Origin of the sequence: Calothrix sp. NIES-2098 (assembly GCF_963875125.1) — a bacterium.
Classification (GTDB): Bacteria; Cyanobacteriota; Cyanobacteriia; order Cyanobacteriales; family Nostocaceae; genus Aulosira.
Window position 1 is genome coordinate 6,277,423 of the sequence record NZ_CAWNKJ010000001.1, and the last position, 22,926, is coordinate 6,300,348.

The following is a 22,926-nucleotide window of genomic DNA, read 5'->3' on the forward strand; positions in this document are numbered from 1 at the left end:
AGGTATACAGATTCACCCACATAGGAGTACAACTAAGATGATAAAATTACTCAAAAGTTATTTAGTTAATTAATGAAGAAGCCCGTTATGACCCGTGTCTTGCCTCCTCTACGGATTGGTAAACATATTGCTCGCTATCCCATTGTTCAAGGTGCAATGGCAGTACGGGTATCTGGTGCAAATCTAGCTGGTGCTGTAGCTAATGCAGGAGGGGTAGGTGTAATTGCTTCTTTAGGGCTAGGGTTGCATTCTCCATATTTTGAACCGCGCAAACGAGGGAGCTTTTTTACAGCTAATCGTCTTGCTTTAATTGATGAACTGGCTAAAGCACGCAGTATCAGTCCAGAGGGTGCGATCGCAGTTAATATCTTAGTTGCCACTAAAGATTATCCAGAGTTAGCGCAAACGGCAGCTGCTCATGGAGCCAATATCATCATTACTGGAGCAGGATTACCGCTATCTTTACCTGAGTACACCGCCGAATATCCTGATGTGGCACTAGTACCGAGTGTATCGAACGTAGAAGCAGCGCAGTTAATCTGTCAAACCTGGAAAATGCGATACAACCGCCTTCCAGATGCTTTGATTATTGAAAATTGTCAAATGGTGGGCGGGCATTTTAGCCAATGCGAACAGATTAGTCTGCCAGGGTTCACAATTGAAACTGTGATATCCCAACTACGGGAATATTTAGAACAAAAGCTAAGTGTGACTATACCGTTGATTGTCACGGGTGGGATTTGGGATCGGACTGATATTAATCGGATGTTGTTGATGGGGGCAAATGGCGTACAAATCGGTACTCGCTTCATCACCACAGAAGAATGTGACGCCGATCGCCGTTATAAAGAATTTCATCTTCATGCCCGTCCACAAGATATTATGACTGTGCCCAGTCCAGTGGGTAAACCTAGCCGTGCTTTATCTAATGATTTTGCACAACAGGCGATCGCAGGTTCATCAACCATAGAACGGCGATGTATTGCCAATTGTTTAGAATCCTGTTTGTGTCGAGACAGTGGCAAAACTTATTGTCTTCTACAAGCACTAGGGAAAGCAGCTCAGGGCGACGTAGAAAATGGACTGATTTTTTCTGGAGCCAATGTTAGGTACACTGAGCGAATCATGACGATTGCCGAACTGATGGCAGAATTAACTCAGCCTGAGGTGCGATCGCGCTCTAGTTGTCAATCAAAGGTCGAGTAATATGCATGTGGATGAAATTCTCAAACGTTATGCTAGCGGGGAACGCAGCTTTCAGCGACTCAATTTGCAAGAAGCAGAGCTAACAAATGCTAACCTTAGCGGCGCAGATTTTAGCTATACCGATTTACGTCAGACACGCTTAGGTAAAACCAACTTCAGCCAAGCTTGTTTGCGGGAAGCAGATTTAAGTGAAGCTATCCTTTGGGGTACAAACTTGAGTGAAGCTGATTTGTATCGTGTGATTCTGCGAGAAGCAGATTTGACAGGTGCAAAGATAGTTAAGACTAATCTGGAAGCAGCCAACTTAATTAAAGCAAGTTTATGTGGCGCTAATTTAAACGGTGCCAAACTTTCGCGTTCTCTACTATTTCAAGCTGACTTGCGCCCCAGTTCCGACCAGCGCACAGATTTGGGATACGCTGATTTAACTGGCGCAGATTTAAGCTATGCAGACCTCAGAGCCGCTTCACTACATCACGCCAACTTGGATGGAGCAAAGTTGTGTCGGGCAAATTTGAGTCAGAGAATTCAATGGGAAGATATGCAAACTGATTTGAGTGGAGCGAGTTTGCAAGGAGCAGATTTAAGCTACGCCAATCTCACTAGTGCAATCCTGCGAAATGCAAATCTCAAAGGAGCAGACTTAACAGGAGCAATTCTCACAGATGTAGAATTTCAAGGCGCAATCATGCCTGATGGTACAGTTCATGATTAAAAATGAGCGATCGCTCTCAATATAGATACAGATGCGATCGCCCATTCTCTAATTCATTAAAATGCACAAACCTGACTAATCCTATATTAATATTTATTAAGTCCATGTCTTTTTGTTTATTTATAGCTATATAGTTGTTAAGCAATCCAATGACTTGGTGGTGCATCAGTCGGGTACTCATTTCCTGTTAATGATGTAAGTACCTTCAACTACCACAAAATCAACTCAGTAGCTTTGGCATTAATTATAAAATGTCAGGTTCAACTACCATTTTTGACCGCCCATTATCTGTCTAATTTCTCATAAGATGCTCAGTCAATGACATGAAATGGGGCGGTAAAAATCAGGTAATCAAAAATTGTGCGATTAATTTTGATGAGTTAATATTCAGCATTTAAGTACTGAATATGAAGTGATTCAACTCTCATAATTAATGCGATAAACCATGATTTGTAACCAATAAATACCAAGTTTTACTCAACGTCATCAGGTTGATATTTTGTTATGCTCAATCAGCTTCATAAATATATTCCCAGAATTCCATCAGAATTGGTTTACCGAAGAGAATTAATGTGCCACTCTCGAAAACTTCCTGTGCTATCTCCGCAAGATAAAATTATTGTGGATACTCTTCGTCAAGAAGGAGTTTTCATTACTTCCTTACAAAATTTAGGAATTAGCAAAACACCAATGCTTCTGCAAGCAGCTGCAAGCCAGTTATCTAATATGGAAGTAGCTTTAGAAGCTAAAATTCAAAATCAACAAAACTTGGGTAGTGTAGAAAACCCAGCTTATCCACAAATTTTCACGGTGACAGATTTACCCGATTTTTCTAACTGGGGAAGCGAACAAAGGTTACTAAATATTATCGAGAACTATATTGGTCTTCCTATAGCTTTTCAAGGCGTACATTTACGCCGAGACTTTGCCAATGAGGCAGCTGTAACTACAGAATTATGGCATCTAGATGCAGAAGACCGCCGGATGGTGAAGGCGATCATTTACCTCAATGATGTTAGTGAAGAGCATGGCCCGTTTGAGTACATTCCCAAATCCCAAATGTCACTATTACGAGAAATGCAAATTCGCTCAAAGATTGTACCAAAAACAGCAAAAGGTTTAGTAGGGTTGAATGATGCAGAAATAGAAAAAATTGTACCTAAATCGCTGTGGAAGTCTTGTCCGGGGAAAGCCGGAAGTATTGTGATTGCAGATCCTAGAGCCATATTCCACCACGGTAAATCTCGCAAACAATCACGGTCAACTCTATTTTTTGTTTACACTGCTAAAAATCCTTTACGACCCGAATGTTGCAAGCAATATAGCGATCGAACTTTTGCTAGGGTATTGCCAGTTTAATACATTACTGAGGCTAGGTAGCTTTTATTAGGCATACTAAATAATTCCCTTAGTCAAGCTAAGATTGCAAGGCGATCGCACACAAAAACACAACCTGAAACGAGCGATCGCCTTAGCAATTTAACAAACTTTTCCCCGCAGGGCTTCAGCGTCGATGGGTTTAATTAAATAAACTAGGAATAAATTCCAAATAATTGCAGCGACCAAGGGAATTTTACGGATTACTTTCACGAATTTGGGCTGAGAACTGCGGTCAATTTCCACTAATTTCAAGTTGTAATCTGAGCAACGATGCAAACGCGAGAAGAATTTGGGATGTTCGGTGTTTAGCATCACGGGAAAAGCACGCCCAGCCGTTTCATTAGTGTTGCGAATAACTTGGCGATCGAATTCTGTTTCATCCAGCCCTAATGAGTGGTAAAAACCTGCACGTTCGTGAACTGTTAGGGTGTGGGTAGCAAATACCGATAATAAGAAAAAGCGACTCCACAATCTAGCTTTCCAAGTTTTCCAGAGTTGGGGTTGCGATCGCAATAAAGCTTTGAAGATATCCCCATGACGATTCTCGTCCTGACACCAGCTTTCAAAATAGCGAAAGATTGGATAAAACTGGTGTTCTGGATGCTTTTGCAAATGACGATAAATCAGAATGTAACGCCAATAGCCGATTTTTTCTGATAAATATACCGTGTAAATTACCCAGGCGATCGGGAAAAATGTATAGGTGCGAGTTTTAGTGACATCAGCTAAATCTAGCGAAAGTTTGAAATCACCCATTGCTTTGTTGAGGAATCCTGCATGACGCGCTTCATCACGAGCCATCAGATTAAATATTTCCGCCAAAAGTGGACTGCGATTTTTAAGCTTGCGGGATAGTTCTTTGAAGAGTAAAAACCCAGAGAACTCTGAAATACAAGAACGTTCCAGATACTCAATAAAAGACTGGCGTGCTTCTGCGCCAATATGTTCCCAAGACTGCTCAAACGCCTCATCCCGCACAAAATGGTGACGGTTGTAGTCTGCTCGCATTTCTGTTAGCATCGCCTGCAACTCTGTTTCCTGAGCAGACAGATCTAGGCTAGCCGCAGTTTCAAAGTCTGTAGTGTAAAACCTCGGAGTCAGTACGGTTTCTTTAGTTGGTGTTTTAATTCCCGGCTTCGGTTCTTTCGGGGCAGACTGGGATAAGGTATTAACCATGAGTTCTCAGCTAGTTAGCTTAACAATTACATAACTATCAAGTTATGATAACTGTGATGCTTTGACTAGCCCCTTGACCTAAAAGATTTACAATCCTTCAGAAAAGTTGGGGAATAGAACAATCGGGTCATGAGATCTAAAATCTAGATGCTGTAAATCACTACATAAAATACAGCAAGCATCTAAAACCTAGGAAAAGGTGTGCTTACAAGCTTTTCTACTGCTGAAGGTGAATAAGTTTGTTCGTAGTCAGGACTGGAGTGCTTACCAAGAAATCAATACACATACTAGGAAAAATCATTTATTAAGTTTTGAAACATACCTGAAGTAAAATTACTAGATAACTATAAGGTTATTAAAGAAAGTAACTACTCTTACTCAAAGCTTAAGAGAAATTCGCTATGGGTCGTAATTCAGACAATCGTCCTCAGGAAGGCAAAAATCACACACTATTGCTCGTACCTCCTGTCAATGCAGCGAACACACCCCCCGCAGATTCACGTCAACGGGTGAAGCTGTTTATGCAGAACTTGCAGGATGAAATTTGCAACGTTTTAGAACAGCTTGATGGCGAAGCCAAATTTCGCCAAGACCGTTGGGAACGAGCAGCAGGTGGCGAAGGACGTACCCGTGTGATTCGGGATGGGCGAGTGTTTGAACAAGGCGGTGTCAACTTTTCTGAAGTTTGGGGTGATACTTTACCGCCCTCGATTTTGACTCAACGCCCAGAAGCAGCCGGACATCAGTTTTTTGCTACTGGCACTTCGATGGTACTGCATCCTCGCAATCCTTACGTACCAACAGTACACCTCAACTACCGCTATTTTGAAGCAGGCCCAATATGGTGGTTTGGCGGAGGCGCAGATTTAACACCTTACTATCCGTTTGCTGAGGATGCGATTCACTTTCATCAAACATTAAGAAGTGCTTGCGATCCTCACCATCCAGAATATTATCCAACCTTTAAACGCTGGTGTGATGAATATTTCTACTTGCGCCATCGCCAAGAGCAACGAGGCATTGGTGGTATCTTCTTTGACTATCAAGATGGCAGTGGAAGCCTTTATGTTACCTCTAAAACAGATACTCCAGCAGCACTCTACAGCCAGCAAGTAGGAAAAGTTACACGTAATTGGGAAGATTTATTTGCCTTTGTGCAGAGCTGCGGTCAAGCATTTTTGCCTGCTTATTTACCAATTGTCAACAGACGGCAGGAAATTGAATATGGCGATCGCCAGCGTCAATTCCAACTTTATCGTCGCGGTCGTTACGTAGAGTTTAACTTGGTGTACGACAGGGGAACAGTTTTCGGATTGCAAACTGATGGTAGAGCCGAATCCATACTTATGTCTCTACCACCACTGACACGCTGGGAATACTGCTACCAGCCAGAACCAGGAACTCCTGAAGCACAGCTCGCAGAATTCTTTCTTCAACCTCAAGATTGGGCGAATCAGACTTTTGTTCAACAATAACAACCTTTTTTTCTCATGAGGCATTGATTATGAGCAGCCATTTAGATATTCGCCTGCGAGAAGGAACTAAACATTCCCACACGAATGCAGAAAACACCGCGTTTATGAAATGCTTTCTTAGAGGAATAGTAGAAAAGAGCTTTTTTCGTAAATTACTGGCGGATCTCTACTTTGTTTACAGCGCTTTAGAAGCAGAACTACAACGCCATCAGTATCATCCAGTTGTAGGTTTAATGTACTTTCCAGAGCTGAATCGTCAAGCGAATTTAGAGAGAGATTTAGCTTTCTATTATGGTGAAAACTGGAAAGAGCAAATAGTTCCCTCTCCGGCTGCTCAAATATATGTTGACTGCATTCATGAGGTGGCAAATACCCAACCAGAATTGCTGATTGCTCATACTTACACCCGCTATTTAGGAGATTTATCAGGTGGGCAAGCATTGAAACAAATTGCTCGCTCGGCAATGGATTTACCCATCAATCGGGGTACTGCAATCTATGAATTTGAACAAATTCCTACTCCTGATGCTAAACGGTTATTTAAAGAGCAGTATCGTCAAGCGTTAAATTCATTGCCTGTAGATGAAGCAATAATTCTCAAGATTGTAGATGAAGCGAATTATGCCTTTACTCTCAATCAAAATCTTGTTCACCAGTTAGAAGCAGATGTCAAAGCTGCGATCGGCGAACATATCTTCGATCTGATTGCTCGTCAAGATAAAGTGGGTAGCACAGAACACACTTATACCAAGAATCAGGTAGAGAAGGTGGTACTGGATTACAGTATTTAATTCTTGTTTATTTGTGCTTTGTCATTGGTCACAAGTCCAAAGTCCAAAGTCAAAGGTTAAGCATTTTATCTTCCCTTGCTTCCCTTGCTTTCTTGTCCTCCAAAGTTCTGAGCGTCAAAAACCGACGCTCAGATTTCTCTCCTTCCCTATTTTCATTCTCTATTCTCCAATTGATTTTTGCTGTTTTGTGGTTGAGGAAATATTTGTGAGATTTAATTCATTACAAAATCTGCCAGATAACCCCCAGCCTTTGCGTCTCGATTGGCTGACAGTGGTATTTTTTGGCACAATTCATGCACTAGCATTATTAGCTCCTTGGTTTTTCTCCTGGTCAGCTTTGGGCGTTACGCTGTTACTACACTGGCTGTTTGGCAGTATAGGAGTCTGCTTAGGCTATCATCGATTGCTAACCCATCGTAGCTTTCGAGTACCGCGATTTTTAGAGTATGCGATCGCACTTGTGGGTGCCCTATCGTTACAAGGCGGGCCGATCTTCTGGGTAGCAGGACATCGTTTGCATCATGCTCATACCGAAGACGAAGATAAAGATCCTTACTCCGCCCGCAGAGGTTTTTGGTGGAGTCATATGCTATGGATTTTTTATCCCCGTGCAGAGTTCTTCAATTATGATTACTACCAGCGATTTGCTCCAGATTTGGTACGAGATCCCTTTTATCGCTGGCTAAATCGCAACTTTTTCTTACTCCAATTTCCACTAGCATTATTGCTGTATGCTGTGGGCGGTTGGTCATTTGTCGTGTATGGCGTGTTTGTCAGATCGGTCATTCTCTGGCATACAACCTGGCTGATCAACTCAGTCACTCATATGTGGGGATATCGTACATTTGAAAGTAATGATAATTCTCGTAATCTCTGGTGGGCAGCTATACTTACCTATGGCGAGGGGTGGCACAACAATCACCATGCGTATCCTCATGTAGCTAAGTGTGGTTGGCGCTGGTGGGAAATTGATATCACTTGGTGGGCGATTTGGTGCTTAAAAACAGTTGGTTTAGCCAAGGATTTAAACCTGCCACCTGCTCAGACAGTGAAAGCTTGATAGTTCTGAAATTTTAAGTTCTCCAAACAGGTTGTGTTGTTCTACCGCCTTTCATCTCTAACTCTTATTTTGATAGAGAATGAAAGGCGGTTTTTGTTAATAAATTCTTGTAGAATTGAATGATAGAAATATTGTTAGTTTTAGGTTGATAGCTAAAAACGCAATTACTGAGCCTGGATTGAGATTAGCAAAGACATCTTTACAAAATCTTTTAACTAAATCTAAAAGTAATAAATTAATGCAAATATAACCATAGCAGTGCAAATATATAACTTAGATGTGTAGCAGCTTACTTAACATTTTTAAGTAAGCTGTTAATTTATTGAACATAATAAAATAGCAAAATATCAATTTCAATAATGTGGTTTTAACTACGCTATTCTATTGAATTAGTAAGATATGCTTGCACTATACACAGCATCAAACTACTGAGTTTGATTTAGTAACAAAAAGGGATAAACATGAACAAAGAAGTATTCAAATTAATATTATGGGAAGAAAATCAAAAAGATTATATCAAAAAATTCTACGATCCCTTATTTATTCCTAGGATAGGTGAGGAAATTTATTTAAAAAAAGAGCAATGGAGAGTAACCAGAGTTGAGCACGATCTAGAAGTGAGTGAGGTTAATATCTATATGGAAGTAATCAAAAAAGTGAAGCAGGAAAAATCAACTAATTCATAAGTATATTTAGAGATACATTTACAGCCATATATTTAAAGGTAAAAATGGTAACATTAGTTGTCATGCTTAACACCCTAATTTCTCTCCTACTACTCTATGTAGCTTGGCGAGTTTGGAAGCTAAAGCAACTGCTGGGGAGAGTCGCAGATAGATTAGCTGCCTATGAACGCTGTAGCCATGCAGTATTGTATGTAGCGCCCGAAACAATCTCTACTGCCCAGCAGAATATTTATAACCTACGGCAGAGAAACCAAAGGCTAGAGGTACAAATTCAACAAGTGCGGCAAATTATCAGCTTATTGTTTTTAGGAAGGCAAGTCTGGCAGCGTTCTTTTCCTCGCTTAGGCTCTACATTGGGGCAGAAGACAACAAGAAAATAACAATCAAAGCAACATTTTTGCCTTATATATAGTCTCTACAGGTTTGAATAATTAAAATTAGTGAAGTCTTGCAACAGGAGAAAACCCACCTAAAATGGGTGTAAGGAGAGAAACAATATAAAAATGTCTAACAACCGTTCTGGAGTATTTATTGGCGGTTTGATGCTAGGGGCAACCATCGGGGCCTTGACAGGTTTGCTCGTCGCTCCACGCACAGGGCGCGAAACCCGTAAACTCTTAAAAAAATCTGCCGATGCTTTACCAGAATTGGCAGAAGATTTGTCAACTAGCGTACAGATCCAAGCAGATCGCCTTTCGGCCAACGCACTACGTAACTGGGATGAAACGTTGGATCGACTGCGGGAAGCGATCGCAGCTGGTATTGTTGCTACCCAAAGAGAAAGCCAAGTCTTAAGGCGGCAAAATGTTGTCGAAACCCGTAGCGCCGATTCACAAACCGAAGAAGACTCAGATTCTCTTGCCCAGCATCTAGAACGTTCATAGATAGCATAACCGTGATCGATCCGCTATTTTGGCTGGGATTTTCCATACTGTTAGTCGCCGCTAGTCTGACTGCTGTTTTAGTGGCGGCTATACCTGCTTTGCAAGAATTAGCGCGCGCAGCTCGCAGTGCAGAAAAGTTATTTGATACCCTCTCACGGGAGTTACCGCCGACTCTCAATGCTATCCGCACCACTGGTTTAGAACTTACTGATTTAACCGATGATGTTAGTGAAGGTGTCAAAAGCGCCAGTCAAGTGGTTAAACAAGTCGATCAAAGCTTAGATAGTGCGAGAAAACAGGCTCAAAACCTGCAATTAGGGACGCGCAGCATTTTTGTGGGTGTAAAAACCGCCTGGAAAACATTCACTCGCCAAAAACCGTCCAGGCGAGCGCTTGAACGTTTACAAGGTAATGAAAAAACCTCCCTAAATTTACGCGAAAGAGAAGCCCTCAGGGCAGAAAATCGCCGCAATAAATCAGAAGTCTACCGTACTAACGACGGTTACAGCGACACTTCCGAGTGGGAGCCTAGTTTTGATGATGAGGATTTGTCTTGAAATAGATTGATCGAGAGTTAAAAGGTAAAAGGTAAGAGGTAAGGTCGTTAATTATTCTTTTTGTGCATTTTTTAATGCCCAACTGAGACGAGCTATGAGAAATATGAGGGAACACAAGTAACGTTTTCCTTAGATCCTTATAGATTAATGCCCCAAGATTAGAGTAAAGTAAACAAGTGTAAAGAACTATCACTTTTCTCGTACCTTTTAAAACAACTTGTTCACTTCTACTGTTGATATTTGTATAAAAAAGTCCATGCAGTCTTGTTTTTGGCGACGAATTCTCGTATCTGTTGCAGTATTTTTCCTGGCTGGGTCAATTTGGGCTATGCATTCTTCCCCAGCACTGGCTTATGACAATCCGGAGTTATTACCCAGTACTCCTACTCCAGTTGTAGACTTAGCCAAATCACTCACTGATGTACAAGAAGAAAAGCTTGTTCAAGATTTAGAGCAATTTCAATCTGAAACTGGTTGGAAATTGCGAGTATTGACCCAATATGACCGAACTCCAGGTAGGGCAGTTATCAATTTTTGGGGTTTAGATGATAAAAGTATTCTATTAGTTGCCGATTCTCGTGGTGGTAACATCCTCAGCTTTAGCGTTGGCGACGCAGTTTATGAGCTTTTACCCCGAACTTTCTGGATTGAACTCCAAACACGCTTTGGTAATTTGTATTTTGTCCGAGAACAAGGTGAAGACCAAGCTATTCTGCAAGCCTTAGATTCAGTGAAAACTTGTTTGCTTCAAGGTGGTTGCAAAGTTGTTCCGGGATTACCACGAGAACAGTGGATTCTGACTTTAATTACCTCACTCATTGGTGGAGTAATTTGTGGATTTGCATCTCAACCCCAGCGAGAAGGACAAATTTTCTCTTGGCAATGGGCTTTAATTTTCTCACCTTTATGGGGAATATTGTTTATTGCTTTCGGTATTGGCCCCGTAGTCACCAGAACCAGCGACTGGCTACCCCTAGTTCGTAATATCGCTGGTTTTCTCATTGGTGCTTTAGTAGCTTATCTTTCGCCTATTTTTAATAGATCTTCTTCCAATGCTGAGTTCTGAGTAATTCAGAGCGAACACAGTGAGGAAGTTCCCAAAATTCAGGAGACTTATTGGCTGGGTAATTTGATTTCTACTAATTACTCAGCTCTAAGTGTTGGGAACTGTCCGAAGCTGATAAGCTGAAAGCTGAAATTGAAAGAGCTGAATAGCAATGGAATGGCACATAACTGATGCTCAGAGTTTAGCAATCATTGACAGTGAAATTGGCGATCATGTATTTTCGCCAGCAGAATATGAAATTGTCCGACGAGTAATTTACGCTACAGCCGACTTTGAGTATAAGTCTTTAATTCGCTTTTCTGAACACGCTTTACAAGCTGGAGCAGCGGCACTAGCAGCACGTAGCACTATTGTGGTAGATGTGCCATTGGTGCAAGTAGGCATTAGCTACGATATTCAAAACACCTTTGCCAATCCCATATATTGCAGCCTGGAAACCCCAACACGTCCTCAAAAAGAAAAAACTCGTGCTGCTTGGGGAATAGAAACTCTAGCCAAGCGTTATCCAGAAGGCATTTTTGTAGTCGGTCAAGCGCAAACAGCACTAACTACTCTTGTAGATTTGATTGAAGCTGAGGAAATTCGTCCCGCTTTAATAATTGCTACGCCAGTGGGATTTGTGGATGTGGATGTTGCAAAAGAACGCTTGCGAGATTCTTTAATACCACATATTACAATTGACAACCGCAAAGGGAATGCAGTTGTAGCGGCCGCGATCGTTGATGGATTGGTAGACTTGGCTTGGCAAGCCTACGGCAAAGATAAGAACAGATGAAGTTAATATTTATCATCTTCCTCATCCCAGTCTTGGACTTGGCGACGACGCCGACGCGGCCTCTCCTCTGAGTCTTCACGCAGACGACGGCTGACCTCACCAAAGAAATCTTGTCGCACAAAGGGATAGTCGCTTACCCATAAGTCACGGTTGGGAATGTAAATATCGCTAAATTCTTCAATTCTGCTCAAATCTCGGCGATTTGACATCACCACCATTTCGGCAATTAATCCGCGAGTAATAACTTTATAAGCAGGCTTGAGTGGAGCTTCAAACTCAATACTAAATCCTGTATCATCGCCCACTTCTAAATTAATCCGCTTTTCTCGGTTTTCGACAATTACCAACTCTCCTTTGCTGTTGACAGTTTCCTGCTTGCCAATTAACCGATCTGTGATCCACCAATCAAGGATTCGACCTCGGAAAAAGCCGCTATATTTGTAACGGCGGCACTTTACATTCCTTACACTTGCCTGAAATACGGGATACCACAGCCAGAAAAACGCGCCGATAATCCCCAGAATAAAGACTATTAGATCGAACTCAATTCTGAAAAAGACTTTGACAAGCAAAACAACAACTACAGCAACTACAGAAATTAATAACCGCTGTATAAAGTTAGAAAACTTTCCCCAGTAGTACTTGTACTGGGGGCCACTGGCAATTAAGGGGATTACTTGTTCAAATTTCTGTCGAGTCAGTGGAACGAGCATGAGTGCTAAGTAGTGAATGTCAGGGAGACTGGGAAGAGGTAGGGAAGCAGGGAAGGAGGCTGGGGACGGGGTGCAAGGGGCAAAAGAAATGCTTGACTCTTGACCAATGCCCTATGCCCCATTGCCAATGCCCTATGCCTAATACCTTTGAAGTCTATAGTATCTTTTCTAATCCATATACTAATGACTTTAGCTGTGAGACTTTGCGAATTGCTAGTAGTACTCCTGGCATATAACAAGCGCGATCGCTCGTATCGTGTCGTAAAGTGTAAATTTGACCAGGTGCGCCAAAAATTACTTCCTGATGGGCAACCAGTCCCGGCAAGCGCACGCTGTGAATCCGAATTCCTTCTGCTGCTACACTGCCCCTAGCGCCTGCTAATTTTTCTGTCTCTTCTACCAAGGCTGGGTTAAAAGTTTTACCAAGCTCTGCTAGTAATTGTGCGGTTTGAATTGCTGTACCGCTAGGCGCATCGGCTTTTTGATTATGATGCAGTTCGATAATTTCTACATGGTCGAAATATTGGGATGCGGCGATCGCTGCTTGTTGTAGCAGTACCATACCAATGGAGAAGTTAGGAATAATTAAGCAGCCTGTACTAGCTTTCTCGGCAAAGTCTGCCAAATCTTGAATTTGTTCTGAACTTAACCCAGTAGTGCCTACAACTGGACGAATACCATAGGCGATCGCACTACGAATATTGTCATAAACTGAATCGGGATGAGTAAAGTCTACAATTACCCCTGGCGGCCCTTGCCTTTCACCAGCTACGTATCCCAGCATTGGTTCTAATTGATTAGTAATTGGCACTTCTAGAGGTTCGCTTAAACCCGCCAATTCTCCAGCGTCTTTATCTTGGTGTTGGGGACTGCTGTCAATTGCACCCACTAGGTTTAAATCGGGTGCTTGCGCTACAGCTTTCACTACCTCGCGACCCATTTTGCCAGCAGCACCGTTGACAATAACTGGGATAGGAGCTTGATTCGTCATAAGTTGAGCAAAACTTTTTTAACTAACAAAGGAATTGTAGAGACTTTAGCGATCTGGTAGCTAGTGCTAAATAGCAGACAGCAATAATCAGCAAGGGTAAGCACAGTTTGAATATATCAGTAGCGATCGCATTTATGTAGTTCCCCGAACGCTGGTAATAGCCATCGAGTCATTCTAGAGGAATTTGTATAAGATGGACTGATCGATAAAGTATTGATGTGAAAAGATAAGTCGCATCTTTCATTACCAACATTGGAGAACGTATGAACAGAAAATTTGTTTTATCTTTGCTTTCTACCCCAGCAGTGTTTATGTCTATGCTGTCTATGGTCATGATGACCAAACCAGTTCACGCCAGCCAAACAGTTCCTGCGGTAGGTACTCATCTATCTTGTGTACGTTCCCCCCACTCAGCAGTTGCTAAACAAGTATGTATACAAGTTAGTAACGCTGCTGCTCCTGTTGCCAAACCTGAGATGACAGTAGCACAAGTGCAATCGCCTAATCAGCCTGCGGAACTCGAATTCACCGATGCAGAAAGCGATGAAGCGATCAAATTATTCGGTTGTGATTGCCCAATCTGCATTAACGCTGTACGGCAGTTGCATGGTTTAGCTCCCATGCCTGTCTAATAACTTGGTGAGTTAAAAACAAAGTATGAAGTACTTATTGATATAAATAAACTACTTGAGTAAAGTAGCGATCGCAGTTTTTCGCAACTTGGTAATGAACGTAAAAAAGCCAGAGAATTCATTCTCTGGCTGACATTTGGAGACAAAAGAGTAATTAATTAGGTAAAAACCTAGATTCTACCGAGGTTATGCAGACCTAAAATAATACCTGTCCCTAAAATATGACCAAAGGCAGTTGTAGCTAATAATGCAGGTAAACCAAAGCCACCAAATAAATTAGGTGAAGGCAGAGCTGGGCCAGCATTCTGGTACTTAATGGTCGATTTGCCAAAGGCAATGGCAGCAATATTCGCCAAAATCATAATCACCCCAACTGTTGGACTCCATTGCAGGGTTGTGGGAACAGTGGTAGCGGCAAGTAAGGTCGAAGTAAGCAACTGATTCGCTCCTGAAACTTGTTGATTATTGCAATATGATCTGAATATTTCCCTACAAAATTCAAGAAAACAAGCTAGATTTGCAGCAATATTTTACAGTTATTCTCAATACTTAATACAAACTAAGGCTATTGCAGTGTTGCTTTGTTTTAAAGTATTGCTGGTTTTTGAGCTTACACACGCCCGTCCTTAATCGGAACCTGGATTTCATCTGCCTGATTATTTGCTTGCTTCAAGACAAGTAAATTCCCAATTTTCAAGAAGTCAGCGTTTTCTCAATCCGACGGTCGGGAATCAGCCACATAATCGCAACCAGAATGTATACCCCAAAAGCAATCGACGAATTTACAAACGAAAGTGGAATTGCTACGGCATACAATACAACTGATATCTTACCTTTGAAATCTCGACCGAGTGCGATCGCCAAAGTCGAATCCTTGCCGTGATACGCAATTAAGGCTAGTGACAGGATGAAATAAGCGATCGCAGAAAACAACAGTACCGTACCATAAAGGGCAATTGGCCAAGCGGCGAAATGGTTTTCACCCATCCAGCCAGTAACAAAAGGAATTAGCGACAACCAAAAAAGCAGATGCAGATTAGCCCAAAGAATACGTCCATTCACGTGCCTGACTGCTTGCCATAGGTGATGGTGGTTATTCCAATAGATCCCAATATAAATAAAACTCAGCACATAACTCAAAAATACCGGAATCAGCGGACGCAAAGCAGCCAAATCATCACCATGCGGCACTTTCAGTTCCAGCACCATGATCGTGATGATGATCGCCAGCACCCCATCACTGAACGCTTCTAACCTCCCCTTCCCCATGTGTTGCTGCGCTCCTTTTGTGCCTAATTAAAAGTCAGTTGTCTGTACTTTACCGTGTCTTGTCACCACAGTGGAGAAGCTTGTCTAGTTGTTGAACCTGACTAAATGCCCCGAATAATTTGAAGCTGTTAGGATCTGCAAAAAAAGGTAGATGGGGAAATAGTGAAAAACTTAGCTAATTTTTCAATGTGTGGTTCTTCAGTAGCTAGTATGCTAAAAATACAGCACAAAAGATTGATGAGTGTCAGAAAACATATAAAAATATTGCTAAAAGCCTTGCCTTAATTGGCTTTATAAGCCAATGTATTGTTGATTAGAATTTAGGTTAACAGCTTGGTTTCAGGTGGATTTACAGACACAATCGCTAAAATTAGACGAGAAGCAAATCAAAAAACTTATTTAAGTTAAAGATGTTTCAGCTAAATTAAAATACTTGATATAGCCATTAAGAATCGCTGTCTGGACCAAGAATTGCTTGAAATATATTGCCTAGTAATGAGAAAAAACCTGCAACTAGCAATACGAGCATTAAACCAGCAAGAGCAGCAAAGGGTGAGAAAATGAACAATACTAAAAATCCAAATAACAGAATTGCTATTAGTGTCCTACTCATTTCTTTTACCTTGAATAGCTACTAGCCCTAACTTAACTTGCTAAGTCAAAAACTTGTATACATCTAATAGAAGAAATTCATTATATTTCTCTGGGTGCATTTTTCAGTGAATTTCATAACTGTAAAATTACCCGCGCTAGATTGAAGTAAATCAAGACACCAAGTACATCAACTGCTGTAGTAATAAACGGTGCTGACATCAATGCTGGATCTAGACGCAGTAAGCGGAATAAAAACGGCAGTGCGGAACCCGAAATCGAAGCTAATAGAGAAATCGCTACTAAACTACTACCTACTGCGATCGCAACTTCTAACCTTCCTTGAAGAAAGTAAGCCCATACGGTAGCAATTGTACCTAACATTACTCCCAGTAATCCACCTGCGATCGCTTCTCTGCCAATCACTTGTAATGGCCCCAACAATCTAATCTCTTCGGTGTTCATCCCCCGAATCACTACTGTAGAAGATTGTGCGCCGACATTCCCACCAGTACCAGTCAGCAAGGGGATAAAAGCTGTGAGTGTCACGACTTTTGTCAAAATATCTTCTTGCGATTTAATAATCGTTCCGGTAACGGTATTTGTAATTAATAAGACAAACAACCACACAACTCGTTTGCGCGCAACTTCGATTAAATTCATCTGAAAATAATTGTCGCCGCCTGACTGTACGCCACCACCCAAGGCGTATATATCCTCAGTAGTTTCCTGTTGGAGGATATCAATTACATCATCCACTGTGACAATACCGACTAACCGCTGTTCTCGATCTACCACAGGTACAGCGAGAAAATCATATCTTTGGATCAATCTGGCGACTTCTTCTTGATCGGTATCTGTGTGGACAAATACCACGTCACGGGTCATGATTTCGTCAATCAATTCTTCTGGTTGAGATGTCACCAACTCCCGCAGCGATACAATCCCCGTCAATCTTCTGGCTGCATCAGTGACGTAAAGGTAATAAATCATCTCACTGGCTTTTGCTAAACGGCGAATCTTTTCTATAGCTTGAGATACCGTAAAATTTTCTTTGAGTGAGATTAATTCTGGCGTCATGATGCGTCCAGCAGTATCCGCTTCATAACCCAATAGTTGAGCTGTTGCTGTACGTTCGGCTGGACTCAGTTGTTCTAACAGACGATTGACGACTTTGGCTGGGAGTTCGTCAAATAACCTAGCGCGATCGTCTGGGGACATTTTATCCACAATATCGCGGACATCCTGACTTCTGAGTTCCTCAATTAGCCGTTCTTGAATACTGTAATCGAGATATTCATAAACTGCGATCGCTTCATCTTTAGAAAGCAAGCGAAAAGCTAAAGCGTGCATTGCTTCTGGCAAACCTTCAATGGCCTCAGCAATATCCGCAGGCTGTACAGGTACTAGAATAGCTTTTGCGCCTCGTAAATCTCCCTCTTCCAGCAGCATTTGTAGCTGAGTTCGCACTAAATCTCGCAATTCTCTACGCGACATCTCCTGGAGGGTAGAGGTTAAGTTGTTCGTCTCTGTCACAAATTCCACCTTCCTCAGGCAGTTTTCACAAGGTTGATGCCCTTAGTCTAAGGGAAAGTGGCAATGTGAAACATCTAACTTAAATGATTTTCTTGGATTCAATTATTCTTCTCTTGCTATAGATGTTTGGGTCAATAGTAACCTCAAACAATCTTGGTAATTAGAGGACGAGCGATGTTCTAGGGATGGAAATAGCTGAAAAATTCTCTTTATCAAAAACAAGATATCATTACATTAACTTTATGTTTATAAAAATTTCAATTTCAATATATATAATCTTTGAAATTAAACTTACACAATTTAAATTATAGTTTTTATGAATATTTCATCTCAGCTTGTTGAAATAAATATATAAGTTATGTGGTTTCAAATATTTATCCTTAAATTGTTATAGTTAGCTATGTATTTGTTCTACGATTAAGGTTTTTAACTTTAAAAACACTTAATATTTAAGTAAGAAATAGACGATAAATATAAATTTTGCAAGAAAAGCTCTCAGTAAAATTGACATTCAATATAAATTTAATGTCCAATAATAACTAGTTTTATCTAGCCAATGATGAAATAAAAATCTCTCATAATACTTAGTTATTTTAGTGCTGTAGATAGTTACAGCGCGTAATTTTCTATATTATGCCAATAGCGATCGCAATTATGTAGGTCAAGATTATCCCCTGGAAAATTTGATATTCATTATGCGCTATGACAATCATTGATTTCATTAGTGCAAAACTTTTTATGCAATTTTGCAGCATTAGTTATCAACGGCAATGAGTCCAAAAATCATTTTTTTGGACTTATTGATGTTCGTTAACTAAAAATAAAATGTTAAATTCTCCCAATATAGGAACAAATTCTACCGATCCAGGAACATATACTTCTTTAAATGATGCTTCTGGTGTCCGTGAGAAGACAATTTTAGGTAATGACCTGATACTACCAACAACAGAGCTTGGGGCTGCTATTAGTCATAATTTGGTTTTTATTGATGGTGCTATTGCTAATAACTCCAATCTTGCTCAAAGCTTTAGCAATGCACAAGTGTTTACACTCGATCCTCATCTTGATGGTGTAGCACAAATCTCGGATATTCTGGCGCATTACCAAAACGTTGCGAGCGTACATATCGTCTCCCACGGTAATGTTGCAGATGTCGCATTAGGTAACACCCATTTAAATTTACAAAACCTCAGTTTATACAGCAGTAATCTCCAAAGTTGGAGCCATGCTTTTACTCAAAATACTGATGTGTTGTTCTACGGCTGTAATGTCGGAGCCGATGCTGAAGGAGAGTTATTTATCCAGCAGCTGAGTCAATTAACTGGTGCGGATATTGCTGCCTCCAATAACCTTACAGGTAGTTCCCAATTTGGGGGAGACTGGAATTTAGAAGTAGCGACTGGCAGCATTGAGAGCATTGATGTACTAGATAAATCTGCGATCGCAAATTATAACGGTGCTAACCTCGCAGGTATTGACGATGGACTGATTGCTCGTTGGCAACTTGATGAAGGTAGTGGTTTAACAGCAACCGATACCATTCAGAATAACAATGGCACTCTGTTAAATAATCCTCAGTGGTCTACTACTGGCAAGGTTAACGGCTCCTTACGATTTGACGGGATAGATGACTACGTCAATGTACCTAGTAATCCTGGTTTGAATCTAAGTGCTGGAATATTCACCCAATCAGCTTGGATATATTCCAACATTACAGATAATGCTTATCATGGCATTCTCGGCTATCAACCAGTCGCTGGCAACAATCAACGCTACCCAGGCATTTGGGTTTATAACCAAACACAAATTCATGCTGGTTTTGGGGATGGTAGCAACTGGAATGCGTTTACTACAGGAAATGTCCTCAAAACCAATGCCTGGAATCATGTAGCTACAACCTTTGATGGCACGACATACAAGGCTTATGTCAACGGCCAGGAAGTGTTCTCCACCAATAGCTTTGCGGGACGCAAACCTTATGCAACTCAACAACTAAATATTGGACGAGTTGATAATAACTTTGCCGGACAAATCGATGATGTACGTATTTATAACCGTGCCCTAACTGCTGCTGATATTGCCACTTTGGCGCAACTTGGCACACCCAATCCTGGTACGATTAGCCTGGAAAACAATGCGATCGCTGTTAATGAAACCGATGGCAGTGCCACAATTGCCGTCATTCGCCAACAAGGTAGTGATGGTACGGTGACAGTTAACTATCGCACAGTTAATGGTTCTGCAACTGCTGGTGCAGACTACACCGGACAATCGGGGACGCTAACATTTGCTCCTGGTGAAACCCGCAAATCTGTTGCTATCCCTATCTTGGATGATAATCTGGCAGAACCGAATGAAACTTTTGGCTTTACTATTGATAGCATCACTGGTGGAGCAACCTTATCAGCACCCCAATCTGCTGAAATCACAATTGTAGACAACGAGAATAGCACTGGTTTGGTAGGGTATTGGAAGTTAGATGAGACGAGTATTGGTGCTACCGTCGTTGATTCATCTGGTTTTAACAATAATGGCAACCACGTCAACATCACCTCTCCTAGCGGCCCGTCCACAAATGTTCCTCTGTTAACTTTTGCTGACCCCAACAGTTTGAGATTTGATGGCGTTGACGATTACGTAAATGTGCCGAATAATCCTAGCCTGAATCTGAATAACGGTAAATTTACCCAAGCAGTATGGATCTATTCCAATATTACAGACAATGGCTATCATGGCATTCTGGGCTATCAATCGGCTGCTGGAACCAGTCAACGTTATCCGGGTATTTGGGTTTATAACCAAACACAAATTCATGCTGGTTTTGGGGATGGTAGTAACTGGAACTCGTTTACTACAGGAAATGTCCTCAAACCAAATTCTTGGAATCATGTAGCCACATCCTTTGATGGCACGACATACAAGGCTTATGTGAATGGGCAGGAAGTTTACTCTACCAATGACTTTGCTGGACGCAAACCCTATGCAACTCAACAACTCAATATTGGGCGAGTTGATAATAACTTTGTCGGGCAAATTGACGATGTGCGCATCTATAATCGCGCCCTGACTGCTGCTGATATTGCCACCTTGGCACAGATTCAAACACCGCCTCCAACTTCTAGCCCTGGTGTCATTGGTTTAGAAACTAGTACTATTACTGTCAATGAAGCCAATGGTACTGCTACAGTCACCGTACTTCGACAACAGGGAAGTGATGGAACGGTGACAGTTGACTATCAAACTGTTGATGGTTCTGCTACTCCGGGTGCAGACTACATCAGACAATCGGGAACGCTAACATTTGCTCCTGGTGAAACTCGTAAGTCTGTAACGATTCCGATCCTGGATGATACTCTCAGCGAAGGAAATGAAACTTTTGGCTTTGCCATTGATAACATTACTGGTGGAGCGAGCCTATTAGCGCCTCGGACTGCTCAAATTACGATTGTAGACGATGAAAATGTCTCAGGTTTGGTGGGCTATTGGAAATTAGATGAGAGTAGTACTGGTGTCACCGTCATTGATTCATCCGGGTTTAACAATAATGGCAACCATGTCAATATTGCGCTACCCAGCGGCCCGACAACCAAAGTTCCGCTGTTAAACTTTGTTGACACTCACAGTTTGACATTTGATGGCATAGATGACTACGTGAATGTACCCAGCAGTCCTACCTTGAATTTGAGTAACGGTACATTCACCCAATCAGTATGGATTTATTCCAACACTGTGAATAATGGCTATCAAGGCATTCTCGGTTATCAACCAGCTAGCGGCAATAATGCTCAACGCTACCCAGGAATTTGGCTGTATAATCAAACACAAATTCATGCTGGTTTTGGGGATGGTACTAACTGGAATGGGTTTACCACAGGAAATGTCTTGAGACTCAATGCCTGGAACCAAGTGGTGACATCATTTGACGGTACTACATACAAGGCTTATGTGAATGGGCAGGAAGTCTACTCCACCACTCAGTTTGCTGGACGCAAACCCTATGCAACTCAACAACTAAATATTGGGCGAATTGATAATAACTTCTCCGGGCAAATTGACGATGTGCGAATTTATAACACTGCTTTAACCGCAACAGAAATCCAGCAGCTATACCAAGCTCAACCTCTGCCAGATCAGCGGCAGTTATTTACAGATACGGTAATATCTGGCTTAGTACAACCCACGGCTATAGACTGGACACCCGCAGGGCAGCTACCTGATGGGCAGCTAATGTTTGTTGCTGAAAAGAGTGGAGTGGTAAAAGTCTTTAAAAATGGTTCTTTACTACCAACTCCTTTTATTGATATTTCCCGACAAGTAAATAATGTCAGCGATCGCGGCCTCATCGATATTGCTGTTCATCCCGATTTCGTTAACAATCCCTATGTTTACTTGGCCTTTACCTACGATCCTCCAGAAGTTTATCAAAACACCGGTTTAGCAGGCCCAGACCAAGAAGGTAATCGCGCTGGTCGCCTGATTCGAGTCACGGCTGATGCTAGCAAAGGCTACACTACCGCTATACCTGGAAGCGAAGTTGTCCTACTTGGTAAAAATAGTACTTGGAATAATTTCAATGGATTCGTCAACAGCACAGTAGACTTTAACGAACCCCCAGCTGGTATTCTGCCAAATGGTCAAAATCTCCAAGATTTCCTCGCTGGCGACAGCACAACCCATAGTGTTGGTACAGTGAGATTTGGGCCAGATGGCGCACTCTATATCAGCAATGGAGATGCAACCTCCTACAACCAAGTTGACCCTCGGACGTATCGCGTCCAAGATATTGATAACCTGTCTGGTAAGATTTTGCGGATCGACCCAATCACTGGTCAGGGTTTACAAGATAATCCCTTCTACAACGGCGATCCCAATAGTAACCGTTCCAAAGTTTATCAATATGGATTGCGAAACGCCTTCCGCTTTACCATCGATCCTCAAACCGGCAAGGTATATATCGGTGAAGTGGGTTGGACTCAGTGGGAAGAAATCAATGCAGGCGGTGCGGGAACAAACTATGGTTGGCCCTACTATGAAGGAGGTAGTGGTGTTAACTTGCCAACTAGCGGTTACAAAGATTTACCCCAATCCCAAGCCTTTTATGCCAGTGGGCAAACCACAACACCAGCTATTTATGCCCTTAACCATAGTACTAGCGGCATTAATGCGATCGTCATGGGCGATCTTTACACTGGTACTGCATACCCAGAACAATATTGGGGCGATTTATTCTTCAATGACTTGGGTCAAGGTATTGTTCGCAATCTCAGCTTTGATTCAGCAGGGAATATTACATCAGTGGAAACTTTTGCCACAGGTGCGCAAATCGTCGTGCAGATTAATATGGGGCCGGACGGCAACTTATACTTCGTTGATTTAAATGATGGTTTAGTTGGTCGCTGGCGCTTTGCCTAATCAAGCTAATT

21 protein-coding genes are annotated in these 22,926 nt (G+C 41.7%); 14 read left to right on the forward strand and 7 right to left on the reverse strand.

All coding sequences use genetic code 11. The annotated features are described in order from the left end of the window. The first annotated feature begins 72 nt into the window (after positions 1 to 72). From AACU33_RS26305 to AACU33_RS26315, 3 genes are all read left to right on the forward strand, one after another. A complete protein-coding gene (locus AACU33_RS26305) occupies positions 73 to 1,206 on the forward strand; it encodes an NAD(P)H-dependent flavin oxidoreductase (RefSeq protein WP_339376302.1) in 1,134 nt (377 codons plus the stop codon). Between the two features lies 1 nt (position 1,207). Further along, the gene (gene hetL / locus AACU33_RS26310) at positions 1,208 to 1,921 is read left to right on the forward strand and encodes a heterocyst differentiation pentapeptide repeat protein HetL (protein ID WP_096592203.1); all 714 of its coding nucleotides are present in this window, start codon (positions 1,208 to 1,210) and stop codon (positions 1,919 to 1,921) included. A 504-nt stretch (positions 1,922 to 2,425) separates the two neighbouring features. Further along, on the forward strand, positions 2,426 to 3,280 hold the full coding sequence (locus AACU33_RS26315; protein WP_096592206.1) for a phytanoyl-CoA dioxygenase family protein: 855 nt from the start codon (positions 2,426 to 2,428) through the stop codon (positions 3,278 to 3,280). A 120-nt stretch (positions 3,281 to 3,400) separates the two neighbouring features. Here the strand turns inward: AACU33_RS26315 and acsF are convergent, their stop codons facing one another. After that, positions 3,401 to 4,477 carry a magnesium-protoporphyrin IX monomethyl ester (oxidative) cyclase gene (gene acsF / locus AACU33_RS26320; protein WP_096592208.1) on the reverse strand — a complete coding sequence of 359 codons (1,077 nt, stop codon included), beginning with the start codon at positions 4,475 to 4,477 and terminating at the stop codon, positions 3,401 to 3,403. A 401-nt stretch (positions 4,478 to 4,878) separates the two neighbouring features. On the opposite strand from acsF, the gene hemF reads away from it, so the two are divergent. The 9 genes from hemF (at position 4,879) to AACU33_RS26365 (ending at position 11,771) form a co-directional block, all read left to right on the forward strand. Next, positions 4,879 to 5,952, forward strand: a complete 1,074-nt coding sequence (hemF, locus tag AACU33_RS26325) for an oxygen-dependent coproporphyrinogen oxidase (RefSeq protein ID WP_096592211.1) — start codon at positions 4,879 to 4,881, stop codon at positions 5,950 to 5,952. Positions 5,953 to 5,981: 29 nt separating this feature from the next. Further along, a complete protein-coding gene (locus AACU33_RS26330) occupies positions 5,982 to 6,743 on the forward strand; it encodes a biliverdin-producing heme oxygenase (protein WP_096592213.1) in 762 nt (253 codons plus the stop codon). 205 nt (positions 6,744 to 6,948) lie between these two features. Beyond that, positions 6,949 to 7,803, forward strand: a complete 855-nt coding sequence (locus AACU33_RS26335) for an acyl-CoA desaturase (RefSeq protein WP_096592216.1) — start codon at positions 6,949 to 6,951, stop codon at positions 7,801 to 7,803. A gap of 461 nt (positions 7,804 to 8,264) precedes the next feature. Beyond that, positions 8,265 to 8,489, forward strand: a complete 225-nt coding sequence (locus AACU33_RS26340) for a hypothetical protein (RefSeq protein WP_096592218.1) — start codon at positions 8,265 to 8,267, stop codon at positions 8,487 to 8,489. 44 nt (positions 8,490 to 8,533) lie between these two features. After that, positions 8,534 to 8,869, forward strand: a complete 336-nt coding sequence (locus AACU33_RS26345) for a hypothetical protein (protein WP_096592221.1) — start codon at positions 8,534 to 8,536, stop codon at positions 8,867 to 8,869. 123 nt (positions 8,870 to 8,992) lie between these two features. Continuing rightward, positions 8,993 to 9,373 carry a YtxH domain-containing protein gene (locus AACU33_RS26350; protein WP_096592224.1) on the forward strand — a complete coding sequence of 127 codons (381 nt, stop codon included), beginning with the start codon at positions 8,993 to 8,995 and terminating at the stop codon, positions 9,371 to 9,373. 11 nt (positions 9,374 to 9,384) lie between these two features. Then, positions 9,385 to 9,930 (forward strand): hypothetical protein, encoded by a 546-nt coding sequence (locus tag AACU33_RS26355; protein ID WP_096592226.1) that lies wholly within the window; start codon positions 9,385 to 9,387, stop codon positions 9,928 to 9,930. 256 nt (positions 9,931 to 10,186) lie between these two features. Further along, positions 10,187 to 10,996 (forward strand): TPM domain-containing protein, encoded by an 810-nt coding sequence (locus AACU33_RS26360; protein ID WP_096592229.1) that lies wholly within the window; start codon positions 10,187 to 10,189, stop codon positions 10,994 to 10,996. A 151-nt stretch (positions 10,997 to 11,147) separates the two neighbouring features. Continuing rightward, complete coding sequence (locus AACU33_RS26365; RefSeq protein ID WP_096592233.1) at positions 11,148 to 11,771, forward strand: precorrin-8X methylmutase; 624 nt, start codon at positions 11,148 to 11,150, stop codon at positions 11,769 to 11,771. A gap of 2 nt (positions 11,772 to 11,773) precedes the next feature. Here AACU33_RS26365 and AACU33_RS26370 read toward each other — a convergent pair whose 3' ends face one another. Then, positions 11,774 to 12,484: a phosphate ABC transporter permease gene (locus AACU33_RS26370; protein ID WP_096592235.1), complete on the reverse strand. Its 711-nt coding sequence runs from the start codon at positions 12,482 to 12,484 to the stop codon at positions 11,774 to 11,776. A gap of 154 nt (positions 12,485 to 12,638) precedes the next feature. Further along, entirely contained in the window at positions 12,639 to 13,475 is an 837-nt protein-coding gene (gene dapB / locus AACU33_RS26375) for a 4-hydroxy-tetrahydrodipicolinate reductase (RefSeq protein WP_096592238.1), read from the reverse strand. A 263-nt stretch (positions 13,476 to 13,738) separates the two neighbouring features. Between dapB and AACU33_RS26380 the strand changes: the two genes are divergently transcribed. After that, positions 13,739 to 14,107, forward strand: coding sequence for a hypothetical protein (locus AACU33_RS26380; RefSeq protein WP_096592240.1), 369 nt, complete (start codon positions 13,739 to 13,741; stop codon positions 14,105 to 14,107). 170 nt (positions 14,108 to 14,277) lie between these two features. Here the strand turns inward: AACU33_RS26380 and psaK are convergent, their stop codons facing one another. From psaK to mgtE, 4 genes are all read right to left on the reverse strand, one after another. Then, on the reverse strand, positions 14,278 to 14,544 hold the full coding sequence (gene psaK, locus AACU33_RS26385) for a photosystem I reaction center subunit PsaK (RefSeq protein ID WP_096592243.1): 267 nt from the start codon (positions 14,542 to 14,544) through the stop codon (positions 14,278 to 14,280). Between the two features lie 256 nt (positions 14,545 to 14,800). Continuing rightward, on the reverse strand, positions 14,801 to 15,376 hold the full coding sequence (locus AACU33_RS26390; protein WP_096592245.1) for a TMEM175 family protein: 576 nt from the start codon (positions 15,374 to 15,376) through the stop codon (positions 14,801 to 14,803). 445 nt (positions 15,377 to 15,821) lie between these two features. Next, positions 15,822 to 15,989 carry a hypothetical protein gene (locus AACU33_RS26395; RefSeq protein WP_339376303.1) on the reverse strand — a complete coding sequence of 56 codons (168 nt, stop codon included), beginning with the start codon at positions 15,987 to 15,989 and terminating at the stop codon, positions 15,822 to 15,824. A 113-nt stretch (positions 15,990 to 16,102) separates the two neighbouring features. After that, positions 16,103 to 17,503 carry a magnesium transporter gene (gene mgtE / locus AACU33_RS26400; protein ID WP_096595393.1) on the reverse strand — a complete coding sequence of 467 codons (1,401 nt, stop codon included), beginning with the start codon at positions 17,501 to 17,503 and terminating at the stop codon, positions 16,103 to 16,105. Between the two features lie 825 nt (positions 17,504 to 18,328). On the opposite strand from mgtE, the gene AACU33_RS26405 reads away from it, so the two are divergent. Then, entirely contained in the window at positions 18,329 to 22,915 is a 4,587-nt protein-coding gene (locus tag AACU33_RS26405; protein WP_096592248.1) for a LamG-like jellyroll fold domain-containing protein, read from the forward strand. Positions 22,916 to 22,926 lie beyond the last annotated feature (11 nt).